This is a genomic window from Staphylococcus sp. NWU MK-U1 (assembly GCF_033283505.1).
GTDB lineage: Bacteria > Bacillota > Bacilli > Staphylococcales > Staphylococcaceae > Staphylococcus > Staphylococcus haemolyticus.
The window spans coordinates 315,824-332,108 of record NZ_JAVSMG010000002.1; the positions used below are offsets into that span (position 1 = coordinate 315,824).

The 16,285-nt window shown below is 32.1% G+C and carries 15 protein-coding genes and 2 pseudogenes; 12 read left to right on the top strand and 5 right to left on the bottom strand.

From position 1 onward, the window contains the following. Nucleotides 1-192 precede the first annotated feature (192 nt). A pseudogene (locus tag SBL16_RS04630) lies at nt 193-708 on the top strand (transposase); the annotation flags it as partial. Here SBL16_RS04630 and prli42 read toward each other — a convergent pair. After that, entirely contained in the window at nt 705-800 is a 96-nt protein-coding gene (gene prli42 / locus SBL16_RS04635) for a stressosome-associated protein Prli42 (protein ID WP_011275700.1), read from the bottom strand. The pseudogene SBL16_RS04630 and the gene prli42 sit on opposite strands and share 4 nt — an antisense overlap. A gap of 158 nt (nt 801-958) precedes the next feature. Between prli42 and SBL16_RS04640 the strand changes: the two genes are divergently transcribed. From SBL16_RS04640 to SBL16_RS04660, 5 genes are all read left to right on the top strand, one after another. Further along, nucleotides 959-2,086, top strand: a complete 1,128-nt coding sequence (locus SBL16_RS04640; protein WP_317952947.1) for a M20/M25/M40 family metallo-hydrolase — start codon at nt 959-961, stop codon at nt 2,084-2,086. Nucleotides 2,087-2,159: 73 nt separating this feature from the next. Continuing rightward, nucleotides 2,160-3,566 carry an NADP-dependent phosphogluconate dehydrogenase gene (gene gndA / locus SBL16_RS04645; protein WP_107611580.1) on the top strand — a complete coding sequence of 469 codons (1,407 nt, stop codon included), beginning with the start codon at nt 2,160-2,162 and terminating at the stop codon, nt 3,564-3,566. Nucleotides 3,567-3,742: 176 nt separating this feature from the next. Further along, a complete protein-coding gene (locus SBL16_RS04650; protein WP_107611579.1) occupies nt 3,743-4,738 on the top strand; it encodes a LacI family DNA-binding transcriptional regulator in 996 nt (331 codons plus the stop codon). A 12-nt stretch (nt 4,739-4,750) separates the two neighbouring features. Continuing rightward, on the top strand, nt 4,751-6,397 hold the full coding sequence (locus SBL16_RS04655) for an alpha-glucosidase (RefSeq protein WP_317952950.1): 1,647 nt from the start codon (nt 4,751-4,753) through the stop codon (nt 6,395-6,397). A gap of 170 nt (nt 6,398-6,567) precedes the next feature. Beyond that, a complete protein-coding gene (locus tag SBL16_RS04660) occupies nt 6,568-6,663 on the top strand; it encodes a type I toxin-antitoxin system Fst family toxin (protein WP_107609979.1) in 96 nt (31 codons plus the stop codon). Nucleotides 6,664-6,823: 160 nt separating this feature from the next. Here the strand turns inward: SBL16_RS04660 and SBL16_RS04665 are convergent, their stop codons facing one another. Together SBL16_RS04665 and zwf are read right to left on the bottom strand one after the other, a co-directional pair. Continuing rightward, on the bottom strand, nt 6,824-7,687 hold the full coding sequence (locus SBL16_RS04665; protein ID WP_053017292.1) for an AraC family transcriptional regulator: 864 nt from the start codon (nt 7,685-7,687) through the stop codon (nt 6,824-6,826). A 283-nt stretch (nt 7,688-7,970) separates the two neighbouring features. Next, on the bottom strand, nt 7,971-9,455 hold the full coding sequence (zwf, locus tag SBL16_RS04670) for a glucose-6-phosphate dehydrogenase (protein WP_317952954.1): 1,485 nt from the start codon (nt 9,453-9,455) through the stop codon (nt 7,971-7,973). 234 nt (nt 9,456-9,689) lie between these two features. Between zwf and rnz the strand changes: the two genes are divergently transcribed. After that, nucleotides 9,690-10,610 carry a ribonuclease Z gene (gene rnz / locus SBL16_RS04675; RefSeq protein ID WP_107611576.1) on the top strand — a complete coding sequence of 307 codons (921 nt, stop codon included), beginning with the start codon at nt 9,690-9,692 and terminating at the stop codon, nt 10,608-10,610. 113 nt (nt 10,611-10,723) lie between these two features. On the opposite strand, the gene proC is transcribed toward rnz, so the two are convergent. Next, nucleotides 10,724-11,539, bottom strand: a complete 816-nt coding sequence (gene proC / locus SBL16_RS04680) for a pyrroline-5-carboxylate reductase (protein ID WP_037537029.1) — start codon at nt 11,537-11,539, stop codon at nt 10,724-10,726. A 513-nt stretch (nt 11,540-12,052) separates the two neighbouring features. Between proC and SBL16_RS04685 the strand changes: the two are divergent. Continuing rightward, a pseudogene (locus tag SBL16_RS04685) lies at nt 12,053-12,809 on the top strand (SDR family NAD(P)-dependent oxidoreductase). 14 nt (nt 12,810-12,823) lie between these two features. After that, nucleotides 12,824-13,066 (top strand): hypothetical protein, encoded by a 243-nt coding sequence (locus SBL16_RS04690; RefSeq protein WP_037537033.1) that lies wholly within the window; start codon nt 12,824-12,826, stop codon nt 13,064-13,066. A 104-nt stretch (nt 13,067-13,170) separates the two neighbouring features. On the opposite strand, the gene SBL16_RS04695 is transcribed toward SBL16_RS04690, so the two are convergent. Next, nucleotides 13,171-14,079 (bottom strand): aldo/keto reductase, encoded by a 909-nt coding sequence (locus SBL16_RS04695; protein WP_107613695.1) that lies wholly within the window; start codon nt 14,077-14,079, stop codon nt 13,171-13,173. An 81-nt stretch (nt 14,080-14,160) separates the two neighbouring features. Between SBL16_RS04695 and SBL16_RS04700 the strand changes: the two genes are divergently transcribed. From SBL16_RS04700 to xerD, 3 genes are all read left to right on the top strand, one after another. Further along, nucleotides 14,161-14,703, top strand: a complete 543-nt coding sequence (locus SBL16_RS04700; RefSeq protein ID WP_107611573.1) for an NUDIX hydrolase — start codon at nt 14,161-14,163, stop codon at nt 14,701-14,703. Nucleotides 14,704-14,807: 104 nt separating this feature from the next. Further along, entirely contained in the window at nt 14,808-15,254 is a 447-nt protein-coding gene (locus tag SBL16_RS04705) for a Fur family transcriptional regulator (RefSeq protein ID WP_011275714.1), read from the top strand. A 99-nt stretch (nt 15,255-15,353) separates the two neighbouring features. Continuing rightward, entirely contained in the window at nt 15,354-16,241 is an 888-nt protein-coding gene (gene xerD / locus SBL16_RS04710) for a site-specific tyrosine recombinase XerD (RefSeq protein ID WP_107611572.1), read from the top strand. The last annotated feature ends 44 nt before the right edge of the window (nt 16,242-16,285 follow it).

The window sequence follows — 16,285 nt, forward strand, 5'->3', positions numbered from 1 at the left end:
GTAGTCTTCAACTTGTCCTGTTCCCTCAAGAGTCTCGCCAAAATACTTTGTATTTATATGTAATTTTCCATTCAATTACTTTAAAAAATAAGGCATTTTAGTATAATTCAATAAACTTCAGTTCTTATCCCAACAAATGGTATTTCAAGACTTGTAAATGATATTGTTGAAACAATCCCTAAGACCGAATTCGATGAATTCATTTGTCCGAACAATAAAAGAATAGGATTCAAAAGATATGCCTATCGCCATGATAAGAATGGTTTTAAACGAGACTTTAAATTATATGAATGTGATGATTATTCAGAATGTCCGCTGAAATAACAATGTATGAACTTCAATTCAAAAGAAAATAAAAAAATAATGAAGAATTATAATTGGGAATATTTTAAAGCCCAAATTAATAAAAAGCTTTCAGAACCAAAAACCAACTACAGTCAAAGAAAAAATGATGTGGTGCCTGTTTTTGGATTTATGTAAGCTATTTTGGGTTTCACTCGAATGTCCGTTCGAGGGATAAATAAAGCCAAAAGAGAACTAGGATTTGTGCTAATGGCACTTAATATAAGAAAAGTAAAAGCTCAACGAGCTGAAAATAATCAAAAACATTATCAAAAAGACAATTTCTATATTATTTCAATAGAAATTGTCTTTATTTACTTATCCTGGAACTTTATGTTCCGGACTCCTTTTTATTGCGAAGATTAATGCATTAGAGGCACTAAACTTGTTAGTAGTAATGCTGCGACAATTGCAATCAACATTACAATTATTATAATTCTTAACACTTTATTATTCACTATTTAACGCTCCTTATTTAAAAACACTTACATAATACACTTTACTTAATATATAAATTAACCATAAATGATTTTTATACAAATGGCAATCAATTTATTTTTGATATTGTAGAAAATTAGTTAAAATAGAAATCAAATGAGAAAGGGGTTTTGTCATAATGATAAACAGTCAACGATTACTTGAAACATTTTTAGAATTAGTCCAAATAAATTCTGAAACAGGACATGAGGAAGTCATTCAACCCATTTTAAAAAAGAAATTTGAAGAACTAGGTTTAAATGTAATTGAAGATCATGCATCAGAAAAGTCATGGTTAGGTGCTAACAATCTTATTTGTACTTTACCAGCCACTAGTGCGAAAGAAGATGTGTCTAAAATTTACTTCACTAGTCACATGGACACTGTTGTACCTGGAATAAATATTAAACCTCAAATTAAAGAGGATGGTTATATTTATTCTGATGGTAGTACCATTCTAGGTGCTGATGATAAGGCGGGATTAGCAGCAATACTTGAAACCATTCAATATCTAAATGAAAATGAAATTCCACATGGCCAAATCCAATTTATTATTACTGTTGGTGAAGAATCTGGTCTTAAAGGTGCTAAAGAACTAGATACATCATACATTGACGCTGAGTTTGGTTATGCAGTTGATGCTAGTCAACCCGTTGGCAAAACAGTAGTAGGAGCACCAACTCAAATGGTAATAAACACAACTATTTTAGGAAAAACAGCTCATGCTAGTACACCTTCAGAAGGTATTAGTGCAATAAACATTGCTGCAAAAGCTATTAGTCGCATGAAGCTAGGACAAATTGATGACTATACTACTGCTAATATAGGTAAATTTCATGGTGGCTCTGCTACAAATATCGTTGCTGATGAAGTAGTTTTAGAAGCTGAGGCACGCTCTCATGATAATCAAAGTATTGAACAACAAGTTACTCACATGAAGGAAATATTCGAGACTACCGCACAAGAATTAGGTGGTGAAGCAAAAGTTATCATTGAGAAGAGCTACCCTGGTTTTAAAATAGAAAATGATGACAAAGTAACTCAATTTGCTATCAATAGTGCTAGAGAACTTGGATTAGCAGGGGATACTGTTATTGCTGGAGGCGGATCAGATGGCAGTATTATTAATACATTTGGAATTCCTACAGTCATTTTAGGTGTGGGCTACGAACATATTCACACGACATCTGAACGTATTTCAGTAAATTCACTTAATCAATTGGCAAAACAAATTGTCAAAATTATTGACTTAGTAGCTAAATCGTAATTTAGTTTAGTGAAGTACTTTCAAGTTTTATGATACAATACTATTGAAAAATTGAATGAGAGAGGTAAGTAATATGACTCAACAAATAGGTGTAGTAGGTTTAGCAGTAATGGGTAAAAACCTCGCTTGGAACATTGAATCACGTGGTTATAATGTTTCTGTATATAACCGTTCAAGCGAAAAAACAGATGAAATGGTTAAAGAATCTAAAGGTAAACAAATCCACCCAACATATTCTTTAGAAGAATTTGTTAATTCATTAGAAAAACCACGTAAAATTTTATTAATGGTTAAAGCAGGTCCTGCAACAGATGCAACAATTGACAGTTTACTTCCATTATTAGATGATGATGACATTTTAATTGATGGTGGTAACACTAATTATCAAGATACTATCCGTCGTAATAAAGCCTTAGCTGAAAGTGGTATTAACTTTATTGGCATGGGTGTATCTGGTGGTGAAGTAGGTGCCCTTACTGGTCCTTCATTAATGCCAGGTGGTCAAGAAGCAGCTTATAATAAAGTGAGTGATATACTAGATGCAATTGCTGCAAAAGCAAAAGATGGTGCATCATGTGTAGAATATATTGGACCAAATGGTGCCGGTCACTATGTTAAGATGGTTCATAATGGTATTGAATATGCAGATATGCAACTTATAGCAGAGAGCTATGCGATGATGAAAGATTTATTAGGTATGTCACATGAAGACATCTCTAAGACATTTAAAGAATGGAATGCTGGTGAATTAGAAAGTTATTTAATTGAAATCACTGGTGATATCTTCACTAAATTAGATGATGGCAATGAGGCACTTGTCGAAAAGATCTTAGACACTGCGGGGCAAAAAGGTACAGGTAAATGGACTTCTATCAATGCCTTAGAATTAGGTATTCCTTTAACAATTATTACTGAATCAGTATTTGCTCGTTTCATTTCATCAATTAAACAAGAACGTGTGAATGCTTCTAAGGAATTAAACGGTCCTAAAGCAGAATTTACTGGTAATAAAGATGAATTCTTAGAAAAAATCCGTAAAGCATTATATATGAGTAAAATTTGTTCATACGCACAAGGATTTGCGCAAATGCGTAAAGCTAGTGAAGAAAATGAATGGAATTTAAAATTAGGCGATCTAGCAATGATATGGCGTGAAGGTTGTATTATTCGTGCTCAATTCTTACAAAAAATTAAAGACGCTTATGATAACAACTCAGAATTACAAAACCTTTTATTAGATCCTTATTTCAAAGGTATTGTCACAGAATATCAAGATGCATTGAGAGATGTAGTAGCAACAGGTGTACGTAACGGCGTACCAACACCTGGATTCTCTGCCAGCGTAAACTACTATGATAGTTATCGCTCTGAAAATTTACCAGCAAACTTAATTCAAGCACAACGTGACTATTTCGGTGCACATACGTATGAACGTAAAGATAAAGAAGGTATCTTCCATACTCAATGGGTTGAAGAGTAATCACATACTAGTTACAGAAGTAAACCAATTCAATGGTTTACTTCTTTTTTAAAAAATTATGCAAACGATTGCACTAAATGATTGACTTACTAATACGAATTCTATACCATGAAAATATAAGATGATTGAAAGCGTTTACTAAAGTTTAAAGATTGAGGTGATATACAACGGTTACAATTAAAGATGTTGCCAAAGAGGCTAATGTAGCTACATCTACAGTATCGAGGGTGATACGAAACAATGCGAAAATTAGTGAGTCAACTTCAAATAAAGTCAAAGCAGCTATGTCCAAATTAGGATACATACCCAATCAAGCAGCAAGAACATTAATAACAAATAAAACTATGACCATTGGATTAATACAGAAAAGTTCCACCCCTGAAATACGTCAAAATCCATTTAATAGTGACGTTCTTAATGGTATTAATCAGGCATGTAATGTAAAAGGCTATTCAACTAGAATGACTGTGTCGGAAAATAGCGGGGACTTATATCATGAAGTAAAAACAATGATTCAATCTAAAAGTGTGGATGGATTTATTCTTTTATATTCATTGAAAGATGATCCTATTGAGCACCTACTTTATGAGTTTAAAGTTCCTTATCTTGTAATTGGGAAATCTTTGAACTACGAAAATATAATACATATTGATAATGATAATATCGGTGCAGCTTATCAATTAACACAATATTTATATCATTTAGGACACCGACATATATTATTTTTACAAGAATCTGGACATTATGCAGTTACAGAAGATAGAACAGTAGGATTTAAACAATACTGCGACAACGTTAAACTTTCAAATGACTGTATCGTAATAGAGTCCATGAATGATTTACGTGATTGTATAAAGCAATATTGTATTGATGCTAATCATAAGCCTTCAGTGATTATAACGTCTGATGCTATGTTAAATATGCAATTATTAAATGTGCTTTATGAATATCAACTACGCATTCCAGAGGATATACAAACTGCCACGTTTAATACATCTTTTCTCACTGAAAATGCAACACCATCTCAAACAAGCGTAAACATTAACCCAGATGTATTAGGCTTTACAGCAGGCAATACAATCATTGATGTATTAAGTAATGAAACTATTTCTTTTAGAGAAAAATTGATTTCAACTCAAATAGTTGAAAGGGTATCAACTACAAAAATATAAAGGAGCATAATTATGAATAAAAATTGGTGGAAAGAAGTAGTAGCGTATCAAGTTTATCCAAGAAGTTTTAATGATAGTAATAATGATGGTATTGGTGATTTACCAGGTGTAATCGAAAAATTAGACTATCTTAAAGACTTAGGTATTGATGTTATATGGCTAAGTCCAATGTATAAATCACCTAATGATGATAATGGATATGATATCAGTGATTATCAAGATATTATGGATGAATTTGGTACTATGGAAGATTTTGATCGTCTATTAAAAGGTGTACATGACCGTGGTATGAAACTAATATTAGATTTAGTCGTTAACCATACATCTGATGAGCATCCTTGGTTTATTGAATCAAAATCTAGTAAAGATAACCCAAAAAGAGACTGGTACATATGGGCAGACCCTAAAGATGATGGTTCTGAACCAAATAACTGGGAGAGCATTTTTAATGGTTCAACATGGCAATTTGATGAAACAACTAATCAATATTACTTCCATTTATTTAGTAAAAAACAACCAGATTTAAATTGGGATAATCCTGAAGTACGTGAATCAGTATTTAACATGATGAATTGGTGGTTTGAAAAGGGTATTGATGGATTCCGTGTCGATGCTATTACACATATTAATAAAACATTTGAAGCTGGTGACTTACCTGTACCAGAAGGAAAAAAATATGCTCCAGCCTTTGATGTAGATATGAATCAACCTGGTATTCAGAATTGGCTACAAGAAATGAAAGATGAGTCACTAAGCCAATATGATATTATGACTGTTGGAGAAGCCAACGGTGTAAATCCAGATAATGCAGAAGAGTGGGTTGGAGAAGATAAAGGTAAATTCAATATGATCTTCCAATTTGAACATTTAGGTTTATGGAGTACTGGTGATTCTCAATTTGACGTTAAATCATATAAAGAAGTGTTAAATCGCTGGCAAAAGAGACTAGAAGGAATTGGTTGGAATGCACTTTTCATAGAAAACCATGATCAACCTCGTCGTGTATCAACTTGGGGTAACGATAAAGATTACTGGTTTGAATCTGCTACAAGCCACGCCGTTGTGTATTTCCTACAGCAAGGTACACCTTTTATCTATCAAGGACAAGAAATTGGTATGACCAATTATCCTTTTGAAAGTATTGAAACGTTTAATGATGTTGCGGTTAGAAATGAATATCAAATTGTAAAAGAACAAGGTGGAGACGTTGATCAATTATTAAATAAGTATAGAATGGAAAATCGTGATAATTCTCGTACACCTATGCAATGGAGCGATTCTACAAATGGTGGCTTCACAGAGGGAAAACCTTGGTTCCCAGTTAATCCAAATTATAAAAATATTAATGTAGCTCATCAATTAGAAGACGAGCATTCTGTACTTAATTTTTACAAAAAATTGATTCAATTAAAAAAATCGCATGAAATTTATACGTATGGACAGTTTGATTTAATTGATGAAGAAAATGAAAACGTGTTTGCTTATACTAGACAATTAGAAGGCAAAACTGTAGTGGTTGCAGGTAATTTAACTGATAAACAAAGTTCATTAACATTACCATTTGATATCGATGAGGATGCAATCAAATTACATAACTACAATAGTCAATTAGATGCAACATCACTTAAGCCATTCGAAGCATTTGTAGCAGAAATTTAATTCATAAGCAAGGTTAGGACATACTTTTTGTCCTAGCCTCTTTTTTATTGAAAAAATAAAAAATCATTTTACGGCCGTAAATAATACATGACTCATATATTAGGGATGATATAATAAATAAGTCGCCTATCTCTCAGGCGTTTATCTATACGCAGAGAGGGGGTGCTAAAATGGCAGATATTCTTGTGCACATCGTAGCCACAGTAACAAGTGGTTGTATTGTTGCGTTATTTTCGTATTGGCTTCGAAACCGTAACAATAAGTAAATAGGCGACAAGCCACACCAAAAAATCCCCTCACTACTGGCATAGTGAGGGGATTGGTGCATAAAATGCAGATATTCTTGTTACTTAGATTATAACACTTATCGTTATAGATTTGCAAAAAGATATGGTGCTTTGATTAAAAAATGTATTTCTTTGATATTTACAAATCATAATTTTCTTGTTCAATTGGCAACCATAATTGAATTTTAGTGAATGGGTCCTCAAATGAGATATCAAAGGGATATATTTCAACATATAAGCTATCTCTTTCATAAGGTAAAGTAAGTTGTAAACTTGATTCGATATAATACCAAGCTTCATTAACCGCATAGTCTATTTCACCTTGGAGATTAAATTTCGCATAATGTCTTCCAGGTAATATTCTACTTTCTAAATGAGATGGATATCTATCACTTGGAACACCAATAAATAATTCCAATCCATTATCTAATGGACAAGTGATTACAAATAACTCATATGGACTTATATTATTATACCTTTTTAAATCTTTTATTTTACCATCAAGAATTAAATCTTCTAAAAAATCAGGAACTTTATAAGGATTAGATAAATTATTTGCTTCAATATAACGTACATAACCTACTAATGCTATATCTTCCGTGGTATCTAGTCTATATGGATAAGGTGCTCGTTCAGTAGTTGTCAACTTTATATATAAACGTTCTTGTAATTTTAATTCATCTTTTTTTGTAGATGCTTGAATTGGTGAAATCCCATGAAAATCACTGAAATCATTCGCAAAATCATTTGAACTATGATAGTTATACTTTTTTGCGACATCTACTAACCTTGAAGAACTTTGAACCATTTCTTTAGCAGCTGCAGTCATTTTTCTTGCGTGTGCGTAGTGTTCAGGTGATTGTCCAACAATCATTTTAAATGATTGATCAAGATGGTAAGGAGAAAGACCAACGTAATCACTCAAATCTTGCAAATTAAACGGCTCTAATAAACGATCTTCGATAAATACAATTGCCTGTTGTATCTGCTTGATAACGTCCAAAACTCTCACTCCAATAAATTTACAATCATTAACTTTTATTTTACCTTATTTTTAGAAAATATACATCTTAACATGTGCCATATTGAGAATTTTTTAATAAAAAAGGGTGGTAGGACAGAATTTAAAATCAATTCATTGTCCCACCACCAAAAGAATAACTAGAGTTAAAAGAGGCTGACTATGAGCACATGCTCAATTTAGATAGCTACTATTAAAATAATAGTTGAACTCAAAATATTACTTTAGTCCAAAAGGCTTCACTATAGGCTTATCAATTAACTGTTTATTGAATATCATCCCACCAATGATTACCATCTCTACTTAATAGTAAATCACTTTCTAATGGTCCATTTGTACCTGACTCATAGTTAGGGAAGTTAGGTTCATTCATTGTCCATTCATCTTGTATAACATCAACAAACTTCCATGTAGATTTTAATTCTTCCCAATGTGTAAAGTTTGTAGCATCACCTTTTAAACAATCGAATAGTAAATTTTCATAGGCATCCACAGTATTCATCTTATCTTGAGCACTCATTGCATATGATAATTGAACGGGTTCGGTATCAATACCTTGGATGTTCTTTTTCGCGTTTAAATGAAGTGATATACCCTCATTAGGTTGAATATTAATAACTAATAAGTTTGAATCCAACAATTTATCGGTCTGATAGTATAGGTTCATTGGTACTTCTTTGAACTCAACTACAACTTGAATCGATTTAGATTTCATACGTTTTCCCGTTCTAATATAAAAAGGTACGCCAGCCCAACGGAAGTTATCAATTGTTAGTCGGCCTGATACAAAAGTTGGAGTATTTGAATCTTCGGCTACTCGATCTTCATCTCGATAGGCAATGACTTTTTCACCATCAATAAATCCTTCATCATACTGTCCACGTACAAAATTTTGTTTTACTTCTTGAGGATCAAGCTGTCTAAGTGATTTCAATACTTTAACTTTCTCAGCACGTATATCATCACTATTTAAGCTAATTGGCGCTTCCATAGCTAAAAGAGCAACCATTTGTAACATATGATTTTGTACCATATCTTTTAATGCGCCACTAGATTCATAATAACCTCCACGGTCCTCAACACCTAATACTTCTGAGGATGTTACTTGAATGTTTGAAATGTATTTATTATTCCATAATGGTTCAAACATCGCATTTGAAAAGCGCAAGACTTCTATATTTTGAACCATATCTTTACCTAAATAATGATCAATTCTGTATATTTCTTCTTCTTTAAATGAGCGTCTTAATTGATTGTTTAATTGCTCAGCCGATTTTAAATCACTGCCAAATGGTTTTTCAATAACTAATCGTTTAAAACCAGTAGTATCGGTTAAACAAGATGATTTTAAGTAATCCGAAATAATACCAAAGAATTGAGGTGCCATTGCTAAATAAAATAAGCGATTTCCTTTTAACTGATATTGTGAATCTAATTCATTTGAAAAACTCAATAATGAATCATAACTTTGTTCATCACTTACATCATGTTTAAAATAATAGACATGTTCCATAAATGCATCAATTTGATCCGTATCTTTGACATGCTTTTGGATAGAACTTTTAACTTGTTCACGAAAGACTTCGTTCGTGTAATCTCTACGTCCAATTCCAATTATTGCAATATGTTCATCTAAATTATCTTGTTGGAATAAGTGAAATAGTGATGGAAATAATTTTCTATGACTTAAATCTCCGGTAGCACCGAAAATAGTAATTAAACAAGGAATATGTTTAGAATGTTTACTCAAGTTCAAAACCTCAATTCTATTAATACTATGATTGTATTATTATAAATTATATTTGCACCGCTTCAAACTGATTTGCCTAATTTTCTTATTTTGCTAGGGCACTTATATAATGGAATGATGCACAATTTAATATCATTATAACTCAAAATGTATCTCATGCATTTATTTTATGTCTTTTTATAGCAAAAATAACCACATATGATAAAATATAATGAAGGAAAAGGAGGCATATGCATGGAAGTTACATTCTTCGGAACAAGTGCTGGGTTACCTACTAAAGAGAGAAATACTCAAGCTATAGCTTTAAACCTTGAGCCTTTTTCGAATAGTATATGGCTATTTGATGTCGGAGAGGGCACACAACATCAAATATTACATCATTCAATTAAGCTAGGAAAAGTTGACCATATTTTTATAACGCATATGCACGGAGATCATATTTTTGGATTGCCTGGACTACTAACAAGCCGTTCTTTTCAAGGTGGAGAAGACAAACCACTGACAGTTATTGGTCCTAGAGGTTTACAACAATTTATTGAGACTACTCTAAGATTATCTGAATCTCACCTAAACTATCCGATTACTTATATAGAAATTGATAATCATTTCACATATCATCATAAAGGATTCTCAATTAGTGCACATTTGTTAAATCATGGTATCCCTTCTTATGGTTATCGCATTGAATCTCCGACAACACCAGGAACAATTGATGTTGAGGCACTTAAATCAATTGGTTTATATCCTGGACCAAAATATCAAGAAGTAAAATCTTACGATAATTTTGAACATGAAGGACAAGTATATAATTCGGATGATTTCAAAGGGCCAGCTAAACCCGGACCAATTATATCCATCTTTGGTGATACAAAACCATGTCAGTCGGAATTGAGCATCGCTAAAGATTCTGATGTAATGATTCATGAAGCTACATACATTGAAGGCGAAAAAACATTAGCAAATAATTATCACCATAGTCATATTGAAGATGTTTTTGAATTAATAAAACAAGCTAATGTAAAAAGAAGCTTAATCACACATTTAAGTAATCGCTATAATCACGAGAATATTCAACTTATTAAACAACAATTAAAGACAAATGAAGACGTTCCAAATTTTGAATTTGTTAAAGATTTTGATACGTTTAAAATTTAAATACTACTAATACTTTAACTTTTTAAAATAAGTATAATTAAAATTACAAAGTAAGAGACTAGGATATAGAATTCATATAGAAATCATTATCCTAGTCTCTTTTACAGTAAAATTTAATTATCTTCATTTTTAGATAATTCAACGCTACGATGAACTGCCGCATTCAAACAATCCTTAAATATTGCTTCAATATCATGTTGAGCTAGTGCATTTAAACCCGCTTGAGTTGTTCCACCTTTAGAAGTAATATTTTTACGCAACTGTTCCATACTTAAATCTGATCTTTCAATCATCTTACTTGTACCAATAATTAAATTTTTAATTGATTCTTCAACTTGATCCTTCTCAAGACCTAAATCTGTACCTGCTTTAACATATTGTTCAAAGACATGATATAAAAATGCAGGACCGCTTCCTGTAATCGCAGTTACTTGATGTAAGTGGTCTTCATCTACCTCAATTACTGAACCAAAAGCATTTACTAAATCGATAACCTCTTCTTTTGATTTAGGTCCAAAATTTCCTGAAAAGCTGATACCTGTTACAGAATGACCAACTTGTGCATTTGTATTAGGCATAATTCGAGCGATAGGATTTTCAACATGTAATTGTTCCTGAATATAATTGATAGGTAAACCAGCCATAATAGAAATAAAGCGATTGTTTTCATTGATGTATGGTTGAATTCTTTGTGCTACTTTTTCGAAATCATAAGGTTTAGAACCTAAAAAGACATAATCTGCGTCTTGTAATAATTTTTCATCATCGTAGCTGTATTCAACACCTAATTCCTCAGCGAAATTTTTTAACGCTTCTTCATTCGATTTATTCGTTAAGTAAATATCATGTGACTTTAATTTTTTTGAATTAATTATACCTTTGAAGATTGCTTGTGCCATATTTCCTGCACCATAAAATACTAATTTCATTGACAACATCATCCTCACTCTTTAATTTATAAAACCATAGTAACATATAAGTAGCACTTCTTTTTAAAAAGTTAGTGCTACTATACACATGAGCTTTAGCTCAGGTGATCCCTGTGCACTTCTTTTTATAAAAGTTAGTGCTACTATACACATGAGCTTTAGCTCAGGTGATCCCTGTGCACTTCTTTTTATAAAAGTTAGTGCTACTATACACATGAGCTTTAGCTCAGGTGATCAATAAATGTCAAAATAAATAATATTATGAGAACTAAATTGCGAATTCGCAGTAGCTGACTGAGTTGAGAAGTCGCTTAATTTGAGCTTTTCTCAACTCTAGTCATCTTTGCGGGGGTGGAACAATGAATTTAACTAAAATTCTGTTCCACTCCCACTATACACATGAGCTTTAGCTCAGGTGATCCATGTGCACTTCTTTTTATAACAATAGATAACTTTATGTATGAAATGATTTAAGTTATCATAATCTTAATCATAATTAAAGAGGGTATTACTATGTTAGGTAAACATTATATCGTTACTGGAGGCACTAGTGGATTGGGGCTTGAAATCACTAAGCAACTTATCAAAAAAGGGGCTCATGTTACAATTCTTGCTAGGAACAAAGAAAAGTATAAACAAATCAATTTCAAACCATATGAAAAGAGAGTACAAATGCTAACTTGTGATTTGCAAGATAAAAATGCTATTAGCATGTTACCACAATTTATCGATACTCAAATTGACGGTATCATTTATAGTGCTGGCCTTGGGTATTTTAAATCGATAAGTCAACATTCCACTAATGAAATGTTAGAAACTTACGAAGTTAATATCATCGGTTTTAATTTATTACTGCATGCTTTACTCCCATATTTATCCAATTATGCGAGTATTGTAGGGATTTCGAGTCAAGCAGCATTCATCACACAGGCAAATGCGGCTCATTATGGTGCATCTAAAGCGGCTTTTAATGCAGTTCTGAATGCACTTCGTTTAGAACATCCATCTTACCATGTCATGTCAGTTAATCCCGGACCTGTTCGAACGCCTTTTCACGAAAAAGCAGACCCAAGTCTCGCATATGCACACAAGTATGACGCAATGATGTTAGATCCAACACTATTAGCTAAAGATATTATTGACGGTATTATTAGAGGTAAATGTGAAATCAATCAACCTAATTGGATGCACTCCGCTTTAAAATTTTATCAATTATGTCCTAGATTTCTTGAATCGCTTTTTCCATTTTTTATTTAAAAACAAACAGTAAATAGGAGTGATTGTATGTTATGTTGTGTGAATCGAGACGTCAAACAATGTATTGAGAATGTGAATACATTATCACCACAATCAATTTTTACTATTACAGATTTATTAGGACAAGACTATTATGATTCATTAGATTCTGCCGAACAATCATTTATAGATTTCAAATTTCATGAGCTAATATTAAGAGGGGAAATCATGAATGTAGTGATTAAAGAAGAAAGTGAACATGATAAACATAGATATTTAAAGCAATATTAAATAAAATCAATTTAAATTGAAACAAAAAGGTGTTTAGGACAAGTTTTTAATTTATTGTCCTTAACACCTAAGTCATTATTTAAAAAATTAATTAAGCATGTTATCTATTTTAAATGTTGAGTATATTCTAAGTTCTTAACTCTTTCTCGAGCTGCTTTCACTTGATCAAGACTTACTTTTTTATTGTAATTATTAACGTTTTCTTCTAATTGTTGTGGCGAACTAGCGCCAACGATAATTGCGCCAAGTGCATCATGAGATTTTAAATATTCAAAAGATAACGCACTAAGATTACTTTCTATTTCTTTAACAGAAGCAATAGTTTCTCCTAAATCATGATGTGTATAATCAAATATGCCCTCACTAAATTTATGATCTAAAGCATCAATACTATTGGAAGTTAACAAACCTTTAAATACGGGTCCGCGTGCTAATACTTTAACGCCTTTCGCATGGATGTCATTCAATAATTGTTCTGGACGATTATCAATTAAATTAAATTGCGACATAATTGTCTCGATTTCACTATGCTTTAAATAATAATCAATAACATTTGGGCGTATTGAAGAAATACCATATGCCTTAATGATACCTTCTTGCTTTAATTCATTAAATGCACTAATCGTTTCGTCCAATGGATCATCTATTGTACCACCATGCAATTGATATAGATCTATATGATCTAGTCCTAATCGTTTTAACGATCCCTTTACACTTTCTTTAATATATTTCTTAGAAGGGTCCCATGTTGTACCTCCATCTTCAGTAGGGCGATTTCCAACTTTTGTTCCAATTACAATATCATCACGATTTTGATATTTTTTTAAAGCATTGCCCACAATTTCTTCATTAGTCCCTCTATCATAAATATCAGCAGTATCAAAATAAGTGATACCACTTTCGATCGCTTTTTCAATGATAGGTTCAGCATTATCATACTCTGTACCTAAACTCATACAACCTAACCCTAATTCTGAAATTTCGATGCCACTCTTTAAAATATTCTTTTGCATGTCCAATCTCCTTTCGATACACTTTAGGTAACGCATTCATCTTACCAATTTATATAATGAATTAAAAGGGACGTGAATTTAATGGAATTTAATGAAAAGACGTTTGATAGAACAGTAATTTATAATGGCAAAATTATAGATTTAGAAATTCATGATGTGGAGTTGCCTGATGGCAATACATCTAGAAGAGAATTGGTCTACCATAACGGTGCAGTGGCAATCTGTGCAATAACGCCTAATGACGAAGTATTACTTGTTAAGCAATTTCGTAAACCAGTTGAAAAAGCTTTGTTAGAAATACCCGCTGGAAAATTAGAACAAGATGAAGTTCGTGAAGAGGCTGCCAAACGAGAATTAGAAGAAGAAACAGGTTATGTGGCAAATAATTTAGAATTTATAACAGACATGTATGGTTGTCCTGGATTCACTAATGAAAAACTCACTATATACTTCAGCAATAATCTAAGCGAAGGGCAACTTAACCTAGATGAAGATGAGTTTGTTGAATTGCATAAAGTACCGATTTCAGATATAAAAGCATTGCTTGATAATCATGAAATAGAAGATGCTAAAACCATAATTGGTTTACAATATATATTATTAAATTATAATCATTCTAATTAAGTGCTGTAAATCTCTTGCATTTAATTGAAAATATTGGTAATTTAGTAATTGAAATATTTTCAATTTAAAATGATTATAATTATTGATAGAGGAGTGTCGCTCCCATGGAAGAACGATTAAATCGAGTTAAACAACAATTACAACAATCTTCATATAAATTAACACCACAAAGAGAAGCCACAGTACGAGTTCTAATTGAAAATGAAAAGGATCACCTAAGCGCGGAAGATGTATATTTAAAAGTGAAAGACAAAGCACCTGAAATTGGACTCGCCACTGTTTATAGAACTTTAGAACTTTTAGCTGAAATAAAAGTAGTTGACAAAATTAATTTTGGTGATGGTGTTGCACGCTTTGATTTAAGAAAAGAGGGCGCTAAACACTTCCATCACCATTTAGTGTGTATGGAATGTGGTAAAGTTGATGAAATTCATGAAGACTTATTACCTCAAGTTGAAGAAAGAGTAGAAACAGAATATAACTTTAAAATTCTTGATCACAGATTAACTTTTCACGGCGTTTGCGCTGAATGCCAAGCTAAAGGAAAATAGATTAACTATTAGGCTAGGACAATTTTAAATCATTGTCTTAGTCTTTCTTAATACTATTACATAAAAATGATTTGAGTTTATTCAAATAGAGGTGTTGTCATGGAAACAATTATCGAGGAATATTTAAAATTTATACAAATTGAAAAAGGGTTAAGTGAAAATACGATTGGCGCTTATCGCAGAGATTTGAAAAAATATCAATTATATATGCAAGAACAAAAAATTGCTCATATTGATTTTATAGATAGACAAACAATACAAGAATGCCTTGGTTCTCTAATAGATCAAGGCGCTTCCGCAAAATCCATTGCAAGATTTATTTCAACAATACGTAGTTTTCATCAATTTGCTTTACGCGAAAAATATGCTGCTAAAGATCCCACCGTTTTAATTGAAACGCCTAAGTACGAGAAAAAACTTCCAGATGTTTTAGATGTTGAAGAAGTAATTCAGTTACTAGAAACACCGGATTTAACTAAAAATAATGGGTATCGCGATCGTACAATTTTAGAGTTATTATATGCAACAGGCATGCGTGTTACTGAATTAATACAAATCGAGATAGATGATGTCAACTTAATTATGGGATTTGTTAAAGTTTACGGTAAAGGGAACAAAGAGAGAATCATTCCATTAGGTGACACTGTCATTGAATATTTAGATACTTATATCAATACTGTTAGACCTCAATTACTTAAAAAAACGGTAACGAATGTACTGTTTTTGAATTTGCATGGTCGACCTTTGACACGTCAAGGTATATGGAAGCTAATTAAACAATATGGTTTAAGAGCGAATATTACTAAAACTTTGACCCCACACACATTAAGACACTCGTTTGCTACACATTTATTAGAAAATGGCGCAGATTTACGAGCAGTTCAGGAGATGTTAGGTCATTCTGATATTTCTACTACTCAGTTATATACACATGTTTCTAAAACTCAAATCAGACAGATGTATAACCAATTTCATCCGAGAGCCTAGACCACAAATAAATACTCTTAAATTGGGAGTGGATTAAGAGTACT

Bases quoted from the DNA above. Each gene is read 5' to 3' on its own strand.
- SBL16_RS04640 (WP_317952947.1), top strand. From the start codon at position 959: ATGATAAACAGTCAACGATTACTTGAAACATTTTTAGAATTAGTCCAA.
- gndA (WP_107611580.1), top strand. From the start codon at position 2,160: ATGACTCAACAAATAGGTGTAGTAGGTTTAGCAGTAATGGGTAAAAAC.
- SBL16_RS04655 (WP_317952950.1), top strand. From the start codon at position 4,751: ATGAATAAAAATTGGTGGAAAGAAGTAGTAGCGTATCAAGTTTATCCA.
- SBL16_RS04660 (WP_107609979.1), top strand. From the start codon at position 6,568: ATGGCAGATATTCTTGTGCACATCGTAGCCACAGTAACAAGTGGTTGT.
- rnz (WP_107611576.1), top strand. From the start codon at position 9,690: ATGGAAGTTACATTCTTCGGAACAAGTGCTGGGTTACCTACTAAAGAG.
- proC (WP_037537029.1), bottom strand. From the start codon at position 11,539: ATGAAATTAGTATTTTATGGTGCAGGAAATATGGCACAAGCAATCTTC.
- SBL16_RS04690 (WP_037537033.1), top strand. From the start codon at position 12,824: ATGTTATGTTGTGTGAATCGAGACGTCAAACAATGTATTGAGAATGTG.
- SBL16_RS04695 (WP_107613695.1), bottom strand. From the start codon at position 14,079: ATGCAAAAGAATATTTTAAAGAGTGGCATCGAAATTTCAGAATTAGGG.
- SBL16_RS04700 (WP_107611573.1), top strand. From the start codon at position 14,161: ATGGAATTTAATGAAAAGACGTTTGATAGAACAGTAATTTATAATGGC.
- SBL16_RS04705 (WP_011275714.1), top strand. From the start codon at position 14,808: ATGGAAGAACGATTAAATCGAGTTAAACAACAATTACAACAATCTTCA.
- xerD (WP_107611572.1), top strand. From the start codon at position 15,354: ATGGAAACAATTATCGAGGAATATTTAAAATTTATACAAATTGAAAAA.